The organism is Rhizobacter sp. P5_C2, from assembly GCF_054049715.1.
In genome coordinates, this window is the sequence record NZ_JBFULV010000071.1 from 1 (window position 1) to 19909 (window position 19909).

20 protein-coding genes and 2 pseudogenes are annotated in these 19909 nt (G+C 64.5%); 14 read left to right on the forward strand and 8 right to left on the reverse strand.

Going from position 1 to position 19909, the window contains the following annotated elements; all coding sequences use genetic code 11:
- From ACXJLU_RS22925 to ACXJLU_RS22935, 3 genes are all read left to right on the forward strand, one after another.
- On the forward strand, positions 1-264 hold a 264-nt coding region (locus tag ACXJLU_RS22925; protein WP_457334945.1), incomplete at its 5' end, for a transposase domain-containing protein.
- Positions 261-482 carry a hypothetical protein gene (locus tag ACXJLU_RS22930; RefSeq protein ID WP_457334947.1) on the forward strand — a complete coding sequence of 74 codons (222 nt, stop codon included), beginning with the start codon at positions 261-263 and terminating at the stop codon, positions 480-482. The genes ACXJLU_RS22925 and ACXJLU_RS22930, both read left to right, overlap by 4 nt.
- A 480-nt stretch (positions 483-962) precedes the next feature.
- Positions 963-1298: a GrlR family regulatory protein gene (locus ACXJLU_RS22935; RefSeq protein WP_457334949.1), complete on the forward strand. Its 336-nt coding sequence runs from the start codon at positions 963-965 to the stop codon at positions 1296-1298.
- Between the two features lie 263 nt (positions 1299-1561).
- Here ACXJLU_RS22935 and ACXJLU_RS22940 read toward each other — a convergent pair whose 3' ends face one another.
- Together ACXJLU_RS22940 and ACXJLU_RS22945 are read right to left on the reverse strand one after the other, a co-directional pair.
- A complete protein-coding gene (locus ACXJLU_RS22940) occupies positions 1562-3256 on the reverse strand; it encodes a site-specific integrase (protein ID WP_457334951.1) in 1695 nt (564 codons plus the stop codon).
- 420 nt (positions 3257-3676) lie between these two features.
- Positions 3677-3922, reverse strand: a pseudogene (locus ACXJLU_RS22945) (IS481 family transposase); the annotation flags it as partial.
- Between the two features lie 123 nt (positions 3923-4045).
- Between ACXJLU_RS22945 and ACXJLU_RS22950 the strand changes: the two are divergent.
- The gene (locus ACXJLU_RS22950; RefSeq protein WP_457334953.1) at positions 4046-6556 is read left to right on the forward strand and encodes a hypothetical protein; all 2511 of its coding nucleotides are present in this window, start codon (positions 4046-4048) and stop codon (positions 6554-6556) included.
- A 3-nt stretch (positions 6557-6559) separates the two neighbouring features.
- Positions 6560-7804: a hypothetical protein gene (locus ACXJLU_RS22955; protein WP_457334955.1), complete on the forward strand. Its 1245-nt coding sequence runs from the start codon at positions 6560-6562 to the stop codon at positions 7802-7804.
- Here ACXJLU_RS22955 and ACXJLU_RS22960 read toward each other — a convergent pair.
- From ACXJLU_RS22960 to ACXJLU_RS22975, 4 genes and pseudogenes are all read right to left on the reverse strand, one after another.
- Positions 7785-8102, reverse strand: a complete 318-nt coding sequence (locus tag ACXJLU_RS22960; protein WP_457334957.1) for a DMT family transporter — start codon at positions 8100-8102, stop codon at positions 7785-7787. The genes ACXJLU_RS22955 and ACXJLU_RS22960 overlap by 20 nt on opposite strands.
- A gap of 16 nt (positions 8103-8118) precedes the next feature.
- Positions 8119-8292: pseudogene (locus ACXJLU_RS22965) on the reverse strand (carboxymuconolactone decarboxylase family protein); the annotation flags it as partial.
- Between the two features lie 110 nt (positions 8293-8402).
- The gene (locus ACXJLU_RS22970) at positions 8403-8876 is read right to left on the reverse strand and encodes a hypothetical protein (protein WP_457334959.1); all 474 of its coding nucleotides are present in this window, start codon (positions 8874-8876) and stop codon (positions 8403-8405) included.
- A gap of 51 nt (positions 8877-8927) precedes the next feature.
- Positions 8928-9722, reverse strand: coding sequence for a hypothetical protein (locus ACXJLU_RS22975; RefSeq protein WP_457334961.1), 795 nt, complete (start codon positions 9720-9722; stop codon positions 8928-8930).
- Between the two features lie 58 nt (positions 9723-9780).
- Here ACXJLU_RS22975 and ACXJLU_RS22980 point away from each other — a divergent pair, with 58 nt between their 5' ends.
- Positions 9781-10095, forward strand: a complete 315-nt coding sequence (locus tag ACXJLU_RS22980) for a helix-turn-helix domain-containing protein (protein ID WP_457334963.1) — start codon at positions 9781-9783, stop codon at positions 10093-10095.
- A gap of 678 nt (positions 10096-10773) precedes the next feature.
- Here the strand turns inward: ACXJLU_RS22980 and ACXJLU_RS22985 are convergent.
- Positions 10774-11424 (reverse strand): helix-turn-helix transcriptional regulator, encoded by a 651-nt coding sequence (locus tag ACXJLU_RS22985; RefSeq protein ID WP_457334965.1) that lies wholly within the window; start codon positions 11422-11424, stop codon positions 10774-10776.
- 196 nt (positions 11425-11620) lie between these two features.
- Between ACXJLU_RS22985 and ACXJLU_RS22990 the strand changes: the two genes are divergently transcribed.
- The 8 genes from ACXJLU_RS22990 (at position 11621) to ACXJLU_RS23025 (ending at position 19095) form a co-directional block, all read left to right on the forward strand.
- Complete coding sequence (locus tag ACXJLU_RS22990; RefSeq protein ID WP_457334967.1) at positions 11621-12244, forward strand: hypothetical protein; 624 nt, start codon at positions 11621-11623, stop codon at positions 12242-12244.
- A gap of 398 nt (positions 12245-12642) precedes the next feature.
- Positions 12643-13158: a DUF6484 domain-containing protein gene (locus ACXJLU_RS22995; RefSeq protein ID WP_457334969.1), complete on the forward strand. Its 516-nt coding sequence runs from the start codon at positions 12643-12645 to the stop codon at positions 13156-13158.
- A 17-nt stretch (positions 13159-13175) separates the two neighbouring features.
- A complete protein-coding gene (locus ACXJLU_RS23000) occupies positions 13176-14450 on the forward strand; it encodes a TIGR02270 family protein (protein WP_457334971.1) in 1275 nt (424 codons plus the stop codon).
- Positions 14438-15535 carry a DUF2169 family type VI secretion system accessory protein gene (locus ACXJLU_RS23005; RefSeq protein ID WP_457334973.1) on the forward strand — a complete coding sequence of 366 codons (1098 nt, stop codon included), beginning with the start codon at positions 14438-14440 and terminating at the stop codon, positions 15533-15535. The genes ACXJLU_RS23000 and ACXJLU_RS23005 overlap by 13 nt, the downstream gene beginning before the upstream one ends.
- 5 nt (positions 15536-15540) lie before the next feature.
- Positions 15541-16575, forward strand: a complete 1035-nt coding sequence (locus ACXJLU_RS23010; protein ID WP_457334975.1) for a beta-ketoacyl synthase N-terminal-like domain-containing protein — start codon at positions 15541-15543, stop codon at positions 16573-16575.
- A complete protein-coding gene (locus tag ACXJLU_RS23015; protein ID WP_457334977.1) occupies positions 16575-17648 on the forward strand; it encodes a DUF4150 domain-containing protein in 1074 nt (357 codons plus the stop codon). Before ACXJLU_RS23010 ends, ACXJLU_RS23015 begins: the two co-directional genes overlap by 1 nt.
- A gap of 77 nt (positions 17649-17725) precedes the next feature.
- Positions 17726-18364 (forward strand): hypothetical protein, encoded by a 639-nt coding sequence (locus tag ACXJLU_RS23020; RefSeq protein ID WP_457334978.1) that lies wholly within the window; start codon positions 17726-17728, stop codon positions 18362-18364.
- Positions 18361-19095, forward strand: coding sequence for a hypothetical protein (locus ACXJLU_RS23025; protein WP_457334980.1), 735 nt, complete (start codon positions 18361-18363; stop codon positions 19093-19095). Before ACXJLU_RS23020 ends, ACXJLU_RS23025 begins: the two co-directional genes overlap by 4 nt.
- A gap of 190 nt (positions 19096-19285) precedes the next feature.
- On the opposite strand, the gene ACXJLU_RS23030 is transcribed toward ACXJLU_RS23025, so the two are convergent.
- Positions 19286-19561 (reverse strand): YlcI/YnfO family protein, encoded by a 276-nt coding sequence (locus tag ACXJLU_RS23030; RefSeq protein WP_457334982.1) that lies wholly within the window; start codon positions 19559-19561, stop codon positions 19286-19288.
- Positions 19562-19909: the final 348 nt, after the last annotated feature.

Below are 19909 nucleotides of genomic sequence, written 5' to 3' on the forward strand. Positions count from 1 at the left end.
ATCGACAACAACCACATCGAGAACCTCGTGCGGCCGTGGGCGATGGGACGCAAGGCGTGGCTGTTCGCGGGAAGCGAGCTCGCGGGTAAGCGTGCGGCGATGGTGATGAGCCTGGTGCAGTCGGCCAAGCTGCACGGGCACGACCCGTGGGCCTACATGAAGGACGTGCCGCAGCGGCTGCAGATGCACCCGAACCGCCGCATCGGCGAGCTGTTACCGCACCGGTGGCAGGCTGCGAACATGCGCGAAACTGCGGGTTCATGAAGAACATCGAAGCACTGATCGACGACGGCGGCGACATCACGTTGGGCCACATCCATGGCGTTGGCTGCGCGGCGACGGCCGCTGACGACCACAACGCCCTGGCCATGCTCGCACGCCGCGATGGTGAGACGCTCAACGCGTTGCTCAAGCGACTGGATCGCGCCATCGGGCGGTACTACGACGACGGCGAAACCACCGACGAGATCAACCCGCCTTGATCGGCGCCGTCGTCAAGACGGGATGCCTGGCCGCTTACCGAACAGGGCCGAATTCGATCCGACCCCTCGGGAGATTTTGCTAGCACTCTCCCCACAAGAGTGCTTGACCTGGATACAATCCCAGGCACCCAACGCAAAAAGCCAAGGCTGGAACCTTGGCTTTATGCGCCCTAAACCTAACGGTTCCAGGGATAGGGGCCCTCGCGGACCTTCCTAGTACAGCCTTGGAATTATAAGCGGTGGTTTGGGTGACGGAGCCTTTCAGCATGTAAAGGCCCAAGAATGACCCAGCAAAAGCAGGTCTCTCATCGGAGCTCGGAAACGGGCAAATTCGTCACCGAAAAATACGCCGAGCGGAACCCCCGCACGACGGAACGCGAGGTGATTAAGCATCCGCAACCGGCTCAACCGCCGAAAAAGAAGTGAAGCGAGGGGCGTCGAGAGGCGCCCCTTCCTCGTTGAATTCCAAGGAAGCAAGCAATGAAGAATGGCATCTATCACGTCGACTTCAAGTCGAACAGTCAGTCCATCGGGCAGGGCACCATCGTGCTGCAGGATGGAAAGGCGAGCGGTGGCGACACCGGCTACACGTTTTCCGGCGCTTTCAGCGGCCCCGATACTGCACTGACCGCGCGAATCGGCGTCCGCAAATGGAACCCGAGGGCTGTTTCGATCTTCGGTCCGCTGAGTCAGTTCGATCTCGACCTGCTCGGCACGTCCAGCAACTCGGGCACCTTTTCCCTGAACGGTACGATCGTCGGCCAACCTTCGCTCCGCATCACCATTAGCGGTCAATTCATCGGCGAAGCTGCCTAGGTACGTGAGAATCGGGTCGGCGTGGTACGCCGGCCCTTCCGCAACAGAGATGGAATGGTATGTGACCTTGCTCGGAAGCTAAACGAAGCTGTCGCGGCCCTCCTACTTCGGCATGCGCGTATTTTGGACACCCTTCTCCCTTAGGAGTGACTGCGGCGAAGAGTTTGATGAAGCATGCGCCCCGCCCCGCATTGCGCGAATCGTCCGCGAGCAATGGTCCCTGTTTTGAGCTGGCGTGTCTCGACCTCGCGGGGCTGTCCAAGTCACTTGTGCCGGTCGAACGGAAACGCCTGCCCCATCTGCCGCGCCCGCGTCGTCCGGTCGGTGTGCAGGTACACCGACGTCGTAGACACCGATGCATGCCGCAGGTTGTCGCGAACAGTCGTGAGCTCAGCCCCATTCGCCAGCGCGTGACTCGCATGCGTATGCCGCATCCAGTGAGGCGTTGCACGCCGAAGCTTCTCCGATGTCACTGGGCTCGCGGCGTGCATCTGTTCAGCGACCTGACAGAAGAACCGCTGCAGCATGACCCGAAGGCGTGACGCCGTGATCCCGACTCCAGCCTCTTCGAGGTTGGGCACAAGCGGCGTCGTCGGATCCCAGCGCACACGCGTCACCGGTAGCCCTCGCGCGGCCAGGTAGCGCTCGAGCGCCGCGACGGCAAAGAGCGGAACCGACACCTGCCCCTCCTTTTGCCCTTTGCCGAGTACGTGCAACCAGTCATCGCCGTGGTCGTCTCGTTGCAACTGGCCAAGTCGCGCTGCCGCGAGTTCCTGCGGCCTCAAGCCGGTTGCATACCAGAAGTCCAGGACAAAGCGCAGCCGCTGCGCGCCCTCCTCGGTCCAGTCCTCCGTCCATTCGATGCCATCGGCGGCGCCGCGCGTCAGTGACCAATCGTGGTCTGTGAACGCCCGAGTGGCATCCAGCGCGTTGACGCGCCGTGCCCCCTTTACCTTCACGCCGGCGAACGGATTGGCCAGCGAGTAACGCTGTTCGACGAGCCACCGGAACAAGGCATTGATGACGGACAGTGCGTAGGCCGCCGATCGCGGGGACAGTGCCCCCTGAAACGGACGCCACTCACTGGATGAACGCGGCCGGGCGGGCCCGACCCATCGATCACGCGGCAGCGGCCGGCGCAGGAATTGTCGGTAGGCGACCGCGTCCTCCGTTGTCAACGAGCTGAGCGCCTTGCCTCGTTCGAGAATCGCCCACAGCATCAGCCGCTCGGCCTCCTTGCGATAGGCGCGCTGCGTCGCGGATGACTCCTGCAAGGACAGCCAGGCCTGAACCGCCTGATAGTCGTTGTTGGCGCGCAAGGTCGAGGTGGCCTGTGGCGCGCGGAAGGTTCCCTGCGAACCGTCCACCTCGGCAGGGACAAGAAGGTGCTCCCAGGGCGCCACATCCGGTCGCTCGACGACAATCAACGCTCGCGAGCGCTCAGTCAACTGCGGGTGGCCCGCGAAGAAGGCTGTCACCCGGGCTGCACCGATCGCCCCGAGCCCGCCAACCTCGACCCACCACCGCCGGCGGCGCTGCACTCGAAGGGTCAGGTCAGCAAGGGTCGTTATGCCGTGCCTGTGCAGCGCGGCGGCGACCCGTGGCGGTAACCACGCTGCAACGTCATCGGTCAGCTTGGGATCGGGGATCGAGAGGAATCTCAGACCGTCGATCGCCGCCAGGATTGATCTGGCGCGTCGGGTGCGCTGCGCCGCCGGATGCGCGAACAGCTCGGCCAGATCCTGCCGCTGCCGGTCGAGCGCAAATCGAGCGAGCTGCCGCCGCACGGTGGAGAGCATCGAACGCGACGACTGACCGGTCGCCCTGCGCTGACCGAGGTAGCGCACCACCGCCTCGCGTGCCGGCAACCCTGCGTACCAACCGCGCAGCGCCGCGAGCTCATCGGCGCTGGGGAAGCCTACTTCTCCTTCCTGGTTGGTGGCCTGGCGTGTTTTCACGTGGACCAGTTTAGCGAATCGAGATTACTAGTGCGATAAGAATACTTATCGTGATAGCACGATCTTCTCACCGGGTGAGATTTCTATATTCGCGAATACAGAACACGAGGTTCAGCCTAGGGGCCCTCCTACTGGCCAGACTGATTCGCGGCCGAGAAGTTGGCGGACTGTGGCGCCTAACGCGTCACTCGGGCGACAACAATGGCTGTGACGTTCCCCGGAAAAATGCGACACAAATGTCCGACCGCTTCCAAATCGGCAAAGTCGGCCTTTTCTGTCGTACGACACAACTCTGCGACTCCGGCGAAGGCTCCGCGGCTTCGCCGGCAACAGCGAAGTTGCTGATTCATGTCGCAAACAAGCGTCCTACCGAGCCCATTTCGCTAGCCGGCGCGACGAAGCGGGCCGTCCTCGAGCGCACACGACCTGCGACATCTTGATACACAAGCGTTCGACCATGCCGTTGGTCTGCGGGTGGCGCGGCGGGCACAGCCGATGCTCGATGCCCAGGGCCTTGCAGCGCACATCGAAGTGATGCCGCCCGCTGGGCTCGCGGGCCTTGCTGGTGAAGCGATCGGTGAACTGCGAGCCGTTGTCGGTGAGTGCCTCCTTGGTGATCGTCATCGGTGCGGCTTCATGCACGCACTCCAGGAAGTCCACGGCGCTGACCGGCCCGGGTCCAGGAAATCATACGAGGGTGAAGGGAGGGCCGAAATCAGCATGGAGCTGATGGCGCCTGCGGTGCACGCCCCAGTAACCTGTGCTTCCCCGCTCCGAGCCGTCACGCACGTGGACAAGGCACAACCGCAGCAGAAGGATCTGAAGAGCTCGCCCGCGGCGCATCGGGTGGGCGAGGCCTCGTCCCTGCAGGCGGTGGCGCCGGACATGGCGATGACGATGCAGCACGCGTTCTTGGAGGGCGTCCATCGCAGCCCCGTCCTCGCGGCCCAGCGCAAGTTCGTCTCGGGCATCGACGGCAGCCCGCACGTTGTTGCGCAGCACCTTCAGCTCAAGCGCCTGCAGATGAAGCCCGGGATCACCATCAACGACCACACCGGCGTGCTGCAGCGCGAGTCCGCCGGGCAAGGGCAGCCTGAAGCTCACCGGCCACTGCTGGATGCGCTTGAAGACATCCGCGGCGGCAAGCCGAAGGTCACAGGCGTCTCCGACGGGGAATGGCAGGAGGCCATCGCCGAAATCGACCAGGTGGTTCGGTCCGGCGATAAGCCGGCCATTGCGCAGATGTTGAACTCCCTGCAGGCGCAGGCCCCGTCCCTGGCCGGCCCGTCCACATCCCTGGCCGAAGGGGACCAGGACGCGGTCCAGTTTTCAGGCTGGCGATTCGCCGGGGCCATCGTGGGCGGCATCCTCGGAACCCTTCTGTGTCCCTTCATCGGCACCTACCTCGTCGCCAGGAAGGGCTGGGAGCTGGGCAAGAACTGGGACGACATCAATCTGCTCTATGCCGCCGGCGCCACCGTGGCCGAGGTCAATGCGATGATGCTGGTCGAGCCGGACCCGGTGACCTTGCTAACGCAGATCCAGGCAGAGACCGCACAGAACGCCACCCGCGTGAGCCAGCTCTACGCCGCTGGTGCGACGTCCGCGCAGGTCACGGTCTTGCTTGCGCGCGAGCCGAATGGCGCGACGCTTCTCGCGCAGATCCAGGCCGAGGCGGCCCACAGCGTCACGCTCGTCGAGCAGCTCCACGTGGTGGACGGGGCCACCTCCGCGCAGGTCACCGCCCTGTTGGCGAGGGAGCCGAATGGCGCGACGCTGCACGCGCAGGTCCAGGCCGAAGCCACCCACAGCGTCGCGCTTGTGCGGCAGCTCTACGTGGTGGATGGGGCCTCTTCCGCGCAGCTCACTGCCCTGCTCGCGCGCGAGCCCGATGCTGCGACGCTGCACGCGCAGGTCCAGGCCGAGGCCGCCCACAGCGTCGCGCTCGTGCGGCAGCTCTACGTGGTGGATGGGGCCACTTCCGCGCAGCTCACTGCCCTGCTGGCGCGCGAGCCCGATGCTGCGACGCTGCACGCGCAAGTCCAGGCCGAGGCCGCCCACAGCGTCGCGCTCGTGCGGCAGCTCTACGTGGTGGATGGGGCCACTTCCGCGCAGCTCACTGCCCTGCTGGCGCGCGAGCCCGATGCTGCGACGCTGCACGCGCAGGTCCAGGCCGAGGCCGCCCACAGTGCCGCGCTGGTGCACCAGCTCTACACGGTGGATGCGGCCACTTCGGCACAGGTCACCGCGCTACTGGCACGCGAGCCCGATGCTGCAACACTCCATGCGCAGGTCCAGGCCGAAGCCACCCACAGTGCCGCGCTGGTGCACCAGCTCTACACGGTGGATACGACCACTTCGGCACAGGTCACCGCGCTACTGGCGCGCGAGCCCGATGCTGCGACGCTGCACGCGCAGGTCCAGGCCGAGGCCGCCCACAGTGCGACGCTCGTGCACCAGCTCCATGTGACGGACGCCGCCACGTCGCCCCAGGTCACCGCGTTGCTGGCGATCGAGCCGGACGGGGCGACCCTGCACACGCAGATCCAGGCCGAGGCCGCCCACAGTGCCACGCTCGTGCACCAACTCTATGTGACGGACGCTGCCACGTCTGCCCAGGTCACGGCGATGCTGGCGGCCCAGAACGACGGGGTGACGCTGCACCGCTACGCGGCCTTGATCCTGCGGCAGAACCTGGATGGGCAAGCCATCGACGCCGCCATGATGACGCGCATCGGCAGGCAACTGGGCACCACGGCCGCGCTGGCAGGTGTCCAGTCGGGCAACCTGGGAGAAAACCTGGTGTGGAGCCAGCAGAATCCCGATCTGGATGGCTCGGATTTCGGGAATTGGCTGTTGAACGGGGGCGTCCAGCCGAACGTGAACGACGGCAATATGAATTGCTGGGAGGTGGTGTTGTTCGGGACCTTCACCGCCGGATACGTCAACTTCGCCTGGTTGCAGCATTTCTACCAGGCGATGCAGATTTCACTGCAGACCACCCCCGCGGCCTCGCTGATGAACAACCAGTTCTACGAGAACCGCCTGCGGGTGGGAGCCCAGCGAATCTACGATCCTCTCCTTCCGCTCTCACCACGGCCGCTGGAGGGGGACATCGTGGTGTTCGACAGGGCCGTCAGCCATACTGCCTTGGCGTTGGGCAATCCGCTCGGCAGCCCACAGGTCTACAGCCTCTGGGACGAGCCCAACGCCGACGATTTCCTGCAGCTCACCGACGTCGCGGCACTTCTCGCGCACGCCAACGGCCCCGTTCGATTCTTCAGCCCCAGCTGGATGTAGCGCATGCCATTGAATCCTTCGCCCTCCAGGCCGCGATATCAACTGCTGCTCACCGCCCGGTGGGGAAACGGAAACGGAGAGGTCGCTGCGCACCACAAGAACCTGCCGGGCTTTTCGCTGGTCGCCGACGGCCAGGTGCGGCAGGTCGCCATCCCGTCACGGATCCGGTTGGATGGCCGCTCGGGCGTGCATGTCCTCGATGCGCCGGTCGGCATCGACCATTTCGATTCTGCCGGCGCATGGCAGGGCCGCACGGTGCTTCAAGCATCGCCGCCCAATCGGACGCTGCAGCGGATCACCGACTTCGCCGTCGATCTCCAGCGAAATTGCTACCTGCTGGAGAAAGTGGCGCCAGCCCCGGACGCCGGTGCTTCCCATCGAAGCGCGCTGAGCAAATACAACGCACGGGGCGAGCTGCTCTGGCGCAGGGACGGTGACTTCTCGAGGGTCTTTGCCGACACCTCTTCGGCGCTCTACCTGACGGTGGCGTCCCCGGCCCACCGGGTGGAGGTCGTCGACATGGGGGACGGGTCGCGCAGGCAGACCCTCGAACTGCCGTCGGGGCTGGAGCAGAAAGTATTCGTCACGCCTTCAGGACTGGTCGCCAGCAAGCTGCTGCAAGCGGACGGCCTCCAGACCATCGCAGCCTGGCGCCCGGGCGGCGAGCTGGAATTGCACGCGATCACCGGAATCGAAGCTTCCGGCTTGGTCCAGTTTGCTTTTGCCGCCGACGACGCGCTCAACCTCTACGCCTCGATGCCGGCAAGTGTGTTCGACCGCGCGGGCATCGCCCGCATTCCGTTCGAAGGGGACCCGGTCGTCCATGCCGAGTTCAACCAGATCGTGGTCGGGGTATCGGACCAGGCCATTCACCTGTCGTCGACAAAGGGCGACTTGATGCGAATCACAAGCCGCCTGCGTGATGGCACAACACGAGAACTGACGCTCTCATCGGCAGGGAACGCAGCTGCCAGTGATCGCCGGCAGCAGGTGCTGACGGGTGTCGACGCGGCAGGGCGGTTCATGGTCCATCGAAACGAAGGCCCGGGGTCGGTCGGGGAGATCGCGCTCTACGCGCCAGACGGTCGGCTGGAGTCCGTGCAAGTGCCGACCCCCGAGCTCATGTCCGGCGAATCGGTCATGGCCCGTGGCACGGACTGGGTCGTGGATGCCGACGGATCGATCCATGTGCCGATCGCCGATTCGAATGGCTTGCACATCGTTCGAATCAGGCCGGTACCAGCTTGAGCCCGATCACGCCCCCCAGGATGAGGAGGAGGCAAAGGAGCCTCATCGGCGCCGCGGAGTCGCCCAGCACCACGATGCCCACGATGGCCGTGCCTGCGGCACCGATGCCGGTCCAGACGGCGTAGCCCGTCCCCATCGGCAGCGTGCGCAGCGACAGCGACAGCAGAACGACGCTGGCCAGGCCGCCGGCGACCGTGAGCAGCGAAGGACCCAGCCGCGTGAAGCCTTCGGACGACTTCATGCCGAAGGAGAACGCGATCTCGAGGAGACCGGCGATGCCGAGCAGAGTCCATGCCATGGAGCAGCCCGCAGGCCTGGGCCGCCGCCGCGGGGCGCGAACGGAACGCAACGCCGAACCGGTTGAAGGCGTTCATCAGCCCGATCGCGTAGGTGAGGTCGGCCAGTTCCTTGCCGTTGAACTCGGCCGTGGCGGCTTCGTAGTCGGCATAGGGAACACCGGCCTCGGCCACGCGGGTAGCCTGCGCCGCCTAGACGCTTGACGCCGCTGAAGGCGAGTATTTCGAACGCAAGATCGATCGTCCACGAGCGCCGGCGTGCCGACCGAGGATGACGCATCCGTGATGCCGCGCGGGCAGCGTCAGCTGGTGGTTTGCCGCCGCCGCCGGCGCGACCCTGCTGGCACGGTGGCAAGCAACTCCCTGCCGTGTACCGCAGGAGTCGGAGGCCGCCAATCGAGGCCGCCACAGAACTCCTTCCCGTTGTCATCGAGAAAGACGAAAACTTCCGCATCCTGGGCGGTTCGGTCTTTGGCACGCCAGATCTTTGTGACACGACGCATGGTCCATGCCTTCGCAGCCGAGTACCAAGGTGGCATCAAGCACTGCAACTCAACGAGTCTTCCGCTGTGCCCGTCGCCCATGAGCCCGACAAGATCCGATTCCCACCAGAGGCACACGGTGTGCAGGACGTTGACACCGCCCTCGCACACGTCGAAGGTCGCGATGAACCACGGAACGTTGCTCGATAGTTCAACGCCGCGCCAGAACTTGGCGCCAGGGCCGGCCAGTACAGCTGGGATTGGGAATTCGAAGCGCGGAGTTGAAACGAACATGTTTGGAAGGTGATGAGTCGTCGGCAGGGAAAGAGTTGGACCGAAGTGAATCTAGAACGTCACCTGGATCCTCAGCTGTTCTCTCTCGCGAACAGTGGGAAAGGTGTCGGTGACGGCGGCCAAGGCGAGGTCTCGGAACGCCACATGCATAGTGACGTCAAACGTCTTTCTGTCCCGCACGTCGTCGACCTCGACCGAGTAGCGGATCTCGTACGCACACCCGCTTGGAAACGTGATGGGTTCTACCCCATGGTAGGGAATGGACGGTCCGTTTTCGTCTACGCAGGACGGCAGGGGCAATTCGTTGCCCGACTTGTCGAAGGCCAAGTGAACTTCGGAATCGTCTCTTTCCGGGTGGGTGGGCAGTGGTGCCCGACGACGCGTAGTCTGCCCATACATCGATAGCAGCTGCGCGAGCAGATTCTTCGCCTGCGCGCGGGCCTTGTCTCGACTGACGAAACCGGTAATCCGCATGACCTTGGCAATCGACCACACCTGATGTGCATCGTTCGTCAGAATCCGCAGACGGTCGTCGCACTGCAGGCGCTTCTCACACCATGCCAGCCGAGTACTTGCCGCCCTGTAACCGATGATCCGCGAGGTCTCAGTGTCGCTAATCGGCTCGTAGTAGTAGTACGCAGTGCGCTGCTTCTCTTGCAGTTCAGCGTCGACATCAAGCGATGACATGCCGAGCCAGATGTTGTCGACCCATGGCTCGAAGGACCACGGACGAGCCGCGCGATCACCCGCATGCGCCTCGCCCAGCATCGTCGCGGCCAGGATCAGGCTTCCAAGGATGAATGGATAGCGCGCAGCACTTGTACGGTGCGGATTGATTGTCGGCATAAAACGAGTCCTATAGGTTGTAGCCCTAAAGGATTCTAGATGACGTAATCCGGCGATCGTGACTCGCCAACTGATCACTTTTCCTCGCGCGCTACGTGCCATCCGCAAAGCCCAAGGCTTGGCGCAGGAAGAGTTCGACCAGATTTCCAGCAGAACCTACATCAGCGCGCTCGAGCGTGGCCTGAAAACGCCGACGCTTGGCAAGGTCGACGAGTTGGCTGCCGTGCTGCGCGTGCACCCGTTGACGCTACTGACGCTGAGCTATTGCAGTAGAGCGACACCATCCGAGGTGCAGCGAGTCCTGGAAGTCGTGAGGACGGAACTCGATCAGCTCTCGCTTTCCGCATCGGGTCACGGCACCGGCCAGGCGTGAACTGATCGAGAGTTCGCCAAGCCGGACCGGTGGACGCGCACGCGTCGAACGTCCGAAAGCGAGTGAGATTGGCGCCACCTACCTCACCCTTGCAAAGGAACATCGATGAAGACTTATGCGGCCGCGAGAGCAGAGATCGCCAAGCTTGAATGCAGGCAGAGGCTCTCCGCACAGCCGAGGTGGCCGACGTTGTCGCCAGAATCCAAGAAGCCATTGCAACAGCGGTTCCAAGCTCAAATGCAACAGTGGGTTGAAGCCTGACTCGATGCCCGCCCTCCGCATCGAACTCAAGTGCGGCGCGACGAACGTCTCGATCAACTGGCCGGCAGGACGTGCCGCGGGAACTGCTGAAGTGATCCACATCGATGCGGCGCGACTCGCGGCGCAGCCGCTGGACATGCGCACGGGCTCGCACGCGGCGCACTTGGGGCTTCGGCGGCGAAGGGCGGCTGTAGCTGGTGATGAAGGCGTGCCTGTCATGCATTGGTCGCCCGACAGATCGCGTGCACACCGGCGCGCATGTGGCCCGAAGAACCAGACATGCAGATCTCGGACGAGCCGATCTACACCGCAATTTACGCGCACGCCAGCAGAACTATTTCGACCAGCTCCGGACGCATCTTCGAACTGGGGTCTCCATCGAGGCTGGCCGGAGTTCTTGCAAAATGCTGCCGCGCTTCAGTCAATGACTCCTGTCCTGAGCCGTTTGACTTGCTCCAATACGCGCAGGCGAACCTCTTTGGGCAGCACGGTGACGAGAGGCGAGGCCTGCCTCAACTGCTGAGCCCGCTGAGTGGAACCCAAGACCTTGCGCCAGGCGCGATCACGAAGAATGTCGAGCCATTCGCGCCATAGATCGGCAGAGCGCGATTCCCCGGCTTGAAGCCATCGTGTGGCTGTTTCATTGGCACGCTGGACCAGGGCCGGGTCAGCCTTGGCCAATCGGACGGCCTCCTCGTGCAGTGCCATGCTTTGCAGATCCTGCAACCGATGCTGCGCATCTCCCGCCGACACTTGCACCTGCACCACAGGAGCCTCACGCCGCGATCGTGCAGCAGCGGACCGAGGCAGCGGGGATTCCATGGCATTGCTGGCCAGCAATGCCAGTTCGGCGCCTACACCTAGTACGGACATCACGCGAAGGTAGGTTCCGATGGAAGGCGATGGGTCACCAGCCTCGACAGACCGCAGGGTGTTTCGCGTGATTCCAACACGGGCGGCCATCTCGGCCGTGCGTACATCCTGGGCTTGCCGTAGGCGCTTGAGCCTGTCGCCAAGTTGCAGAAGGAGTTGGCGCTCCAAGACGATGTTGATTTCTGCGGCCTTCATCGGATCAAAATTTTGACCCAAGCACGGCTCGCCTGGTAAATATTTTGACCAGTCTGCCAGCTACCAAGGCAGCCATTCGGCGAAACGGTTCTGGCGGGCCCGGACGCGGGCGGAGTGGGTCGGTCGCGTTGGGCGCAGCCTGTCGTCAGTCGTCCAGCACGCTACATTCTGTATTCCAGATTCGCGAATACAGAATATGAATCTCAAGCCACAGGACTTTCTTGTCGCGTTGAAGCTGGTCGCCCTGGGTGCACAGCACTGGACCTATGCGCGGCTGGCGCACGAACTCCGCCTGAGTGCCTCCCAGGTGCACGCCGCCGTCCAGCGCGGCTTGGCGGCAGGTCTGCTGACGGACGCCGCGTATGCGCGCGCTCATTCCGCGCAAGCACCCCTCCACGCACCCGCGATCCGGACCAACCTCGACAGCTCAGCGATCGTCAACCGCCGCAACTTGGCTGAGTTTGCGCTGTACGGCGCGAAGTACGCGTTCGCGCCTGAGCGGCTACCGATCACACGAGGGGTGCCCACCAGCCATGCCGCGCCGGCGTTCGCGGGGGTGTTCGCCGAAGGACATGAGCCGCTGGTGTGGCCCGACGCGCACGGCTCGATGCGCGGAGAAGGCCTGCGGCCACTGCACCCCTGCGTTCCCGGAGCGGCGCTGCGCGACCCAGCGCTCTACGAGTTGTTGGCACTGTTTGACGCACTGCGCACGGGTCGCGCGCGTGAGCGTGGTATGGCGTCTACGCGACTGCAAAAGCTCATCGACCAAGCACAGTTGACGGGTGCTGCCGCAAGACCCAAGAGTGCACGTCGCACCTGACTGAGGCTCCCGCGGGCGAGTTGAGTTCGTGAGTCAGTTCGGCCGCAGCCATAGCTGGCTCCTGCTGACGGTTGAGGGCAACCGACGAGGAGACTCATGCGGGCCTTCTTCGCTGCAACCATCGTCGACCCAGCGGACAATTTCGGGCGGCGTTCGGAGGCGCCTACGCGTGGGCAACACCGTGTTCGCACGGCAGCACTCTCGCAGGCACTCGCCGACGGAGGGGTGTGACGTTGGTCACTACTCAGGGGGCCATCGTGCGCACGATCATGGTTTTCCCGAGCGGGTGGGGGTGGCAGCGCACTGCATGGATGAAGCGCAGCTGACTGTGCGAATCCACCACCCGGCAGGGGATACCAGGTGGACGGGCCGCCACGACGGCGGCAAAGGGAGGCTCCATGAAAAGCACAAGCAAGACAGTCAGCGGCTCCACTTCGACGAGCCGCAAAAGCATCAGCAGTCCGGTAGTTCTGGGCCCGGCGGGCGCGCTGCGAGCGCGTCTGGTGGGTTGGTCCGCCGACGGGGCGCCACTGGTCGCGTTGCGCGGTGAACCCGCCGTGACCGTCCCCGCCACCACCTGTGTCGAGCTGACGACACTTGATCCCCAATCTGAGCCGGAACTGATCGTCGTGCTCGAGCATGGCGACGAACGCCGCCCCATCGTCATCGGGGTGGTGCGCCCGACGGCGATGCCATCGGCAGAGGTCACGCAGCCACCGGTGCCCCTCTCGGCCGAGGTTCGGATCGACGGGAAGGTGACGCAGGTGACCGCACGCAACGAGTTGGTCTTGAGCTGCGGCAAGGCACGTATCACCCTGCGCGCCGACGGCCGCATCACGATCCGCGGTGCGGAGGTGACCAGCGAAGCGCAGGGGGTGAACCGGATGCGTGGCGGTTCGATCGAGCTGAACTGACCCAGGTTGTCCCGAACATGGCCTTCGGATTCGAGCCGGCCGAGACTTCGGCGCGCGTCAACGAGCGGGTGGTCGACCTGCATGCGGATGAATCCGCCTTTCTGTGGTCGCGGCGACGACATGCCGCCCGGTCGCCACGATATCGGCTCAAGGATCTGAGGGACTTGGATGAACGCATCGAGGCGCACCTGGATGGCCTGCGTGCGGCGGGAGCGGCTGGACTCGGCGCTTGCGCGGCGCTCGAATCTTCCGAGGACAAGACCTTTGTGTTCGCCGTGACCGCTTTCGCTTCAGAGCAGCGTGAAGCCATGTCTCAGGCGATCCGCTTGGGCGAGAGTGCGCAGGATCGGGTGCCTTCGCTGGCAGAGGCACTGGCGTGGCTGCCGCTGCCTTGGGCTTCCATCCCAATCTCGAAGCTTCGGAGCTCACCGGTGGAGGAGCACCGGGAGGTCGCGATGCGTGCGCTGGTGGCTCACGGCCAGGATCCGGAGGACCTCCTTGATCAGGGGCTGTCGGCAAGTTCGCCCTCTTGGCGTGCCGTGGCGTACACCAGTTGCGCCGACCTTCGTCATCGCGACCGAGTCCCCGCACTGCTGCACGGCCTGCGAGATCCCTTGCAATCCGGTCGCGATGCCGCGGCGCTCGCGCTGACCCGCATGGGAGACCCCGATGGACTGAATACGCTGCGTCGGCTTTGCGCTGAGCCGGGCTCCGAGCCCTCGACAGAAGTCGTGCAGACCTACCTGCGTGCGTGCGGGCGCGACGAGGGCCGGGCATGGATTCGCGCCTGGGCGAGCGAGACGGACAGCATCCGCTGGGCCATCTACGGCGCCGGGGTGTTGGGCGACGCCGCGGTCGTGCCCTGGCTCATCGAACGCATGGCCGACGAACGCACGGCGCGGCTAGCTGGAGAGGCCTTCAGCATGCTGACCGGCGCCGACCTCGAGTTGTTGGACCTCGATCGCGTCGCACCGGTGTCGGAAGCCGACGACGAAGCCCCGGTCGACGCAACTCGTTCCCCACTGGACGACAGCGGTCTACCTCTTCCCGACCAGGAACTGGTTCATGCGTGGTGGCAATCGCAGCGCGGGCACTTCGCCGGCGCCACCCGGTATTTGCTGGGCCGGCCGGTGGAACTTGGCATGTTGCTGGGGATCCTGTCCTCCGGCGACCAGCGACAGCGCCGTGCTGCGGCGCTGGAACTCGATCTCTCCAACTGCACGTCACGCACGTTCAACGTCGACCGCCGTGCCGTGTGGCAACTGGAACAGCTTCGCGCATGGAATTCCTAAACGAATCCGGCATGCCGGCGCAATGGACCATGGCGTTCGATCGGGGCGGACGCGAGATGCTCGTGGTCGCGGCCAAGGCGACTTTCTCCATACCAAGGGACGGTGAGCCGGTGACGCGCGAGTTGCCGCAGGTGCCCTTGGTCATGGCAGATGAGTTCGAGGGCGAGCCCGGGCTCAGCGCGCCGGCCCTCGAAACCGACTTTGCTTCGTTCAAACCGATGTGCGACGTGCTGCTCGCGGGCCACGCCCATGCGCCTGGGGCGCGGCCCGTGCGCGAGGTGGCGGTCGGCATACGCGTCGGTTCGCTGACCAAGGCCTTTCAAGTCACCGGCCCGCGCTACTGGCATGGCGGTTTGCTGGGCGCTCGACCCGGCCGGCCCGAGCTGTTCGCCTCGATGCCGATCAGCTACGCGAACGCCTTCGGGGGCACCGAGCCTGGCAAGGGGGAAGGCTCGAATGTACGGGCCTACGCAGCCAATCCGGTCGGCCGTGGCTTCAGCCCGTCCGGACGGCATCTGGACGGACTGCCGATGCCCGTCACGCAAGAGCTTGGCCAGGAGATCCACGATTCCGCAGGCCAGTACCGCCCGATGGCCTTCGGTCCTGTTGGACGGAATTGGCACCCGCGCTACACCCACGCCGGAACCTACGACCAGGCTTGGCAAGACGAGCGCGCGCCGTACTGGCCGGACGATTTCGATTTCCTGTACTTCCAGTCGGCGCCGGCGGATCAACGCGTGCCCTATCTGCAGGGGGGCGAACCCGTGTTGTTGAGAAACCTGTCGCCCGAGGGGACGCTCGGTTTCGAGATCCCCCGCATGCCGCTGCAGGTGCTGCTGATGCCACACCGTGGCGAGCCGGAGCTGTCGCAGCCGGTGATCGACACGCTGGTCATCGAGCCGGAGGCGCGCCGGTTCACGCTGACCTGGCGGCTGACGCACCGGCTCAGACAGCATTGCTTTGAGTTGTATCGGGTGGTGGTGGGCGACATCACGCCCACTCGCCGCCGCGAACTGGTCTCACCGCACAAGACCTCCTACCGCAGTCTGGGCGAGCTGGTGCAGGCACGCAGGGGGCGGTCATGACAGGCGTGAGCATCGTTGCCAGCGGCGCCGTGACCGCAGTCGGTTTCAACGCGCGCGCCACCTGGTGTGCGGTAAGGGCCGGCGCGTCGGGCGTCCAGCGCGACAACCTCTGGGACGCGAGTGGGTCCGACTGGATGCAGGTCGCTCGGCCGCACCTATGGCAATGGTGGGAAGGGCCGGACATGCTCGCCGAACTGGCGGCGCCGGCGATCCAGGAATGCCTGGACGCCTTGCCGCCTGGAATCGATCCGGCAAGCGTGCCGGTGGTGCTGTTGCTGGAGCCCGTGGACCGTCCCTTTCACCACCCTGACCTCGGCCGCATTGTCTCGAACGGGTTGGTGCAGCGGTTGCCGCAGAAGCTCTCGGCCTCGACCATCCGGGTGCTGGCTGGCCGTTGCGGCCTCTTCCAGGCCGTCCGTGTGGCCTCGCAGTGGTTTCGATCCGGCCAGGCGCAGTACATGATCGTCTGCGGCGTGGACACCTTCCTTCGCCAGCGCGTCGCGGACGCCTTCGACCAACGTCGCCGCCTGCACACGGCTCGCAACTCCAACGGGTTCATCCCGGGTGAGGCCGCCTGCGCTGTGCTGCTGGCGCCCGATGGCGAGCACCCCGGTGCGCTGCGCATTGCGGGCGCCGCCGCGGCGCGCGAGCCTGCACCCATCGATGGCGACGAACCCTGCAGCGGTGATGGACTGACCGAGGCCATGCGTACGGCGCTCGCAGAAGCGGGTATCGGCATGGCCGACACCGCTGGCTGGTTGAACGACCAGAACGCCGAACACTACAAGGCGAAGGAATGCACCATTGCGCAGATCCGCCTGGAACGCCGCGAACGACCAGCGGCTGAGCCGTACCGGATCTGGCATCCGATCGAATATCTTGGCGAGATCGGCAGCGCGATCGGCCCCGCCCTGTTCGGTGTGGCGCATGCAGGCGCGCTCGGTGGGTGGATGCCAGGCGCGCGCATGCTGATGAGCCTGGGAGAGGACGACGGTGAGCGTGCCGCCTTCGTGTTGTTCACCGATCAAGGGGAAGGCTGATGGGCGCGAATGTCTATGCCAACGGCATGGAGGTCTCGGGAAAGGCTTCCGGGCACAACGTGATCGCGTCGATGCCGGACGTCTGCCTGACACCGCCACCGCCGCCGGCGGGGCCGATTCCCATTCCGTATCCCAACTTCGCGCGCGCCGCCGATACCACCGACGGTAGCCGGTCGGTCATGGCAGGCGGGAAGGAAATCAGCCTCAAGGGAAAGTCGAAGTACAAGAAGAGCACCGGCGACGAGGCCGCCACGCGCAATTTCGGCGGCGGGGTGATCTCCCACAACATCACGGGCCCGGTCAAGCACAAGGCGGGCTCCTTCGATGTCAAGGTCGAGGGCTCGCAGGTCGTGCGCAACCTGGACCTCACCACTGGCAATCACAGCAACCCCGGCGATGGATGCACGACAGTGGACACCGCGGGCGTGGCGCCAGGCCTCAGCAAGGACCCAGGTTGCGAAGAACTCAAGCAGGCGAACGACACTCGCCGCGGGCAGCTGTCGCAGGAGGAGCAAAAGACAACCGTCACCCATGCGGCGATCAAGTTTCCGGATCGATCGACCACGGTATGGAGTTGCAGCACAGCCCTCGGTGCGGCCTACCGAAACGGAAACAAGGGCTACGTCTCCGGATTGCAGCGTGAAGATGTCGGCGTGGACGCAGCTGACCGGCGAATCACGGATACGAAGGACGAGGTCGACGCCAAAGGGAAGCAAGCTTCCAATCTGTGCGAGGACGCGAAGGCGCAACTGAAGAAGAACAACGGCGATGACAAGGTCTACACAACCACGCGGTCCAACGAGACACCGCATACCAGTCACACCGAACCCCGCATTCTTGAGTCCTTGTTCGCCAACGGCGTGCCGGCGGCGGGTACCACGGTAACGCTGGCCATCCAGGTCAACAAGTTCAACAAGAAGACCAAGAAGTGGAGAAAGCTTGACAACCCCTGCCCGCGCTGCCGCAAACTGATCTGTGCCGCCGAGAAGTGCGGCATCACGATCCTCATCTGCGATGCGGCGAACACGCCGCAAACCGTTGAATCGAAAACCGGAAAGAAATGCCCGAAATGACTTGGTCCCCTCCCGCCTATGTCGAAGCCTCGAAAGTTCGTGGGCTGCCCATCAACTTCAAGGCTGACATGCCCACGATGGACCGCCTGTTCGACCAGAACATCTCAATCGTCGATGATTGGATGGATGAGGCCACCGAGCGAGCCAAGATTGCCTTCGCCGCCGGGGCCGTGGAGTGGATCGGATGGCGGCTCGACGGGGTCGCACCTGACACCGATCTGCTTGAACTGGCCCAGGCCCTGTGGGCCGCGATGGTGGACATTCGCTACTGGAAGAATCTCGATCGTGGAGAGCCCGAGTCCGGTGGCGCATTGGAGTGGCTCACGTTCACCGTGTGGCAAGAGGCAGAGGCACTCATGCGTCTCTCGGCCAAGGCCCAGAGCAATTCGGAAGATCTCGTCCATCTCGCGCTGCTTGCGCGGCATGTCCTGCCGAAGTCCGCCCATGGCGAATTCAAGAAGTGGTTGACCGTCCTGCTCGATGACCGTGTAGGTGTGCACTGGCAACTCGACGATGCTTCCGGCGGGCGCGAGGAGCGGCTCGGGCCATTGGTATCGCGCGAAGCACTCGATCCTGCGCAACCGCTGGACGAAGCGGCGATTCCCGCTCAAGTCGATGTGCTGTTGCGCAGCATCGACTGGAAGAACAACCGCTACCTGCGTTCACCGGACGAACTGGCCGCCATCGGCTTCTCCGGCACGCCCTATACGCTGTGAACCCGTTGCAGCGGCCGCCCTGGATTCCGCCCGTCGGTGGAGCTTCAGCACGTCCGCGCTTCACCTGGGATGAATGGCGCATCGAGAGTACCTACCAGCCCGGCGATGCGGCGCTGCAGGAGCGCATGGCGCCGTTGACCTTCCGGGCCAACATGGCGATGTGCACAGCTATCGCCGAGTGGATCGTGTGGCGGTTCGAAGCGCTGTCGGGTGATTTTCGGCCGCTCCTCATGCTGGAGGCAGCATGGGCGGCTGGCGTGCACACGGCCTATGCCCGCTATCACGAGTTCGACGATGACAACTGGCGTGGCGTGGTGCGAGGGCCGATTCGCATGGCGCTGGGGATCGTGATCGACCTGGTGTGGGGCATGAAGACAGTCGAGCCCGGCCGCAACGTAGCTTGGGCGAGCCAGCTTGCCGAACTCGTTCTCCCGGATCCATCCGCTTTCCGCGCCTGGCGCGAACTGTGCGTTTCCCGCCTGGAGGCGCGTTTTCCGGCGAGCGATGGCGAAGCCGTCTTCGAGGACGAGATCGATATCGGCGCGTGGGTGCCGCGCGAACTGTTCGATCCTGGTCGATCCGTTGAAGCAGATGATGTCCGACCGCTCATTGAGCAGTTTGTGGCCTCTCTCGATCCGGGGCGCAACCCCTATCTGCACACGCCGGCGGAAATGAAGGAGTTCGCGGACTACGCAGGATCGCCGTATCGGATTGGCGCCGACGATCATTGACGCGGATAGATCGCGAGCTTTCCCGAAGATTCGCCCTGACGTCTGTTAGTAAGCGGTCGGTGGAGTCACGTTGACCTCACCGAGCGGTGCCTAGGGCAGATGGCATACGGTGCGATGACTCCTCTTCAACGCATGGCCGATCCGGCGGAGATCGGGTCCTCGGACCGCGAAGCTCACGCGGCGCCCTCCGTCAACCGGGATGCAGTTGGGTGCGGCGTGCCTCGGTGCGCTGGCGCAGCTCGGCCAGCACTGTGTCGCCGCTGTGGCTCAGGCCTGTAGCCAGGAAGTCTTTCAGCGCGGCGCCGCAGCGTGCGTCAAAGTTGCGCTGGGCATGGCGAAGCTCGACCGCGCGGCGAACCGAAGACTCTACAAAGGCGGACAGTGTCTCGCCTTCGACCAGCACGGCCTCAAGATCCGCGCGTAGCGCCGGCTCGATGCGAACTTGGGGCAGAACAGCGGACTTCATGCTGCACTGTAGTGCTTTTGCGTAGCGCCCGGTGCATCTTGTGCCGTCGGCACGAGAAGCTGCGGGCGACGATCGACTGATCGTTCTTGCGCGAGCAGCGCGCTGAGTTGCTACGCTCGGGGCGTTGAGGGTCAAGTGGCCTCGCAACGAGGCTGAGCCTCATCGCAGAGGTCAGAGCCGACACTTGATGATCCTCATCGACCGGCAGCACCCGCTGCACAGCTGCCACTGACCGCGACGACCCTGCCGGCAGCAACTGGTCGTGTGCTCCACTTCACAGACCGTGGGACGGTAAGTTTGACAGCGTGCCCCGATGTTCTCCATCGGACCGGTCGAGTCTGACGTGGA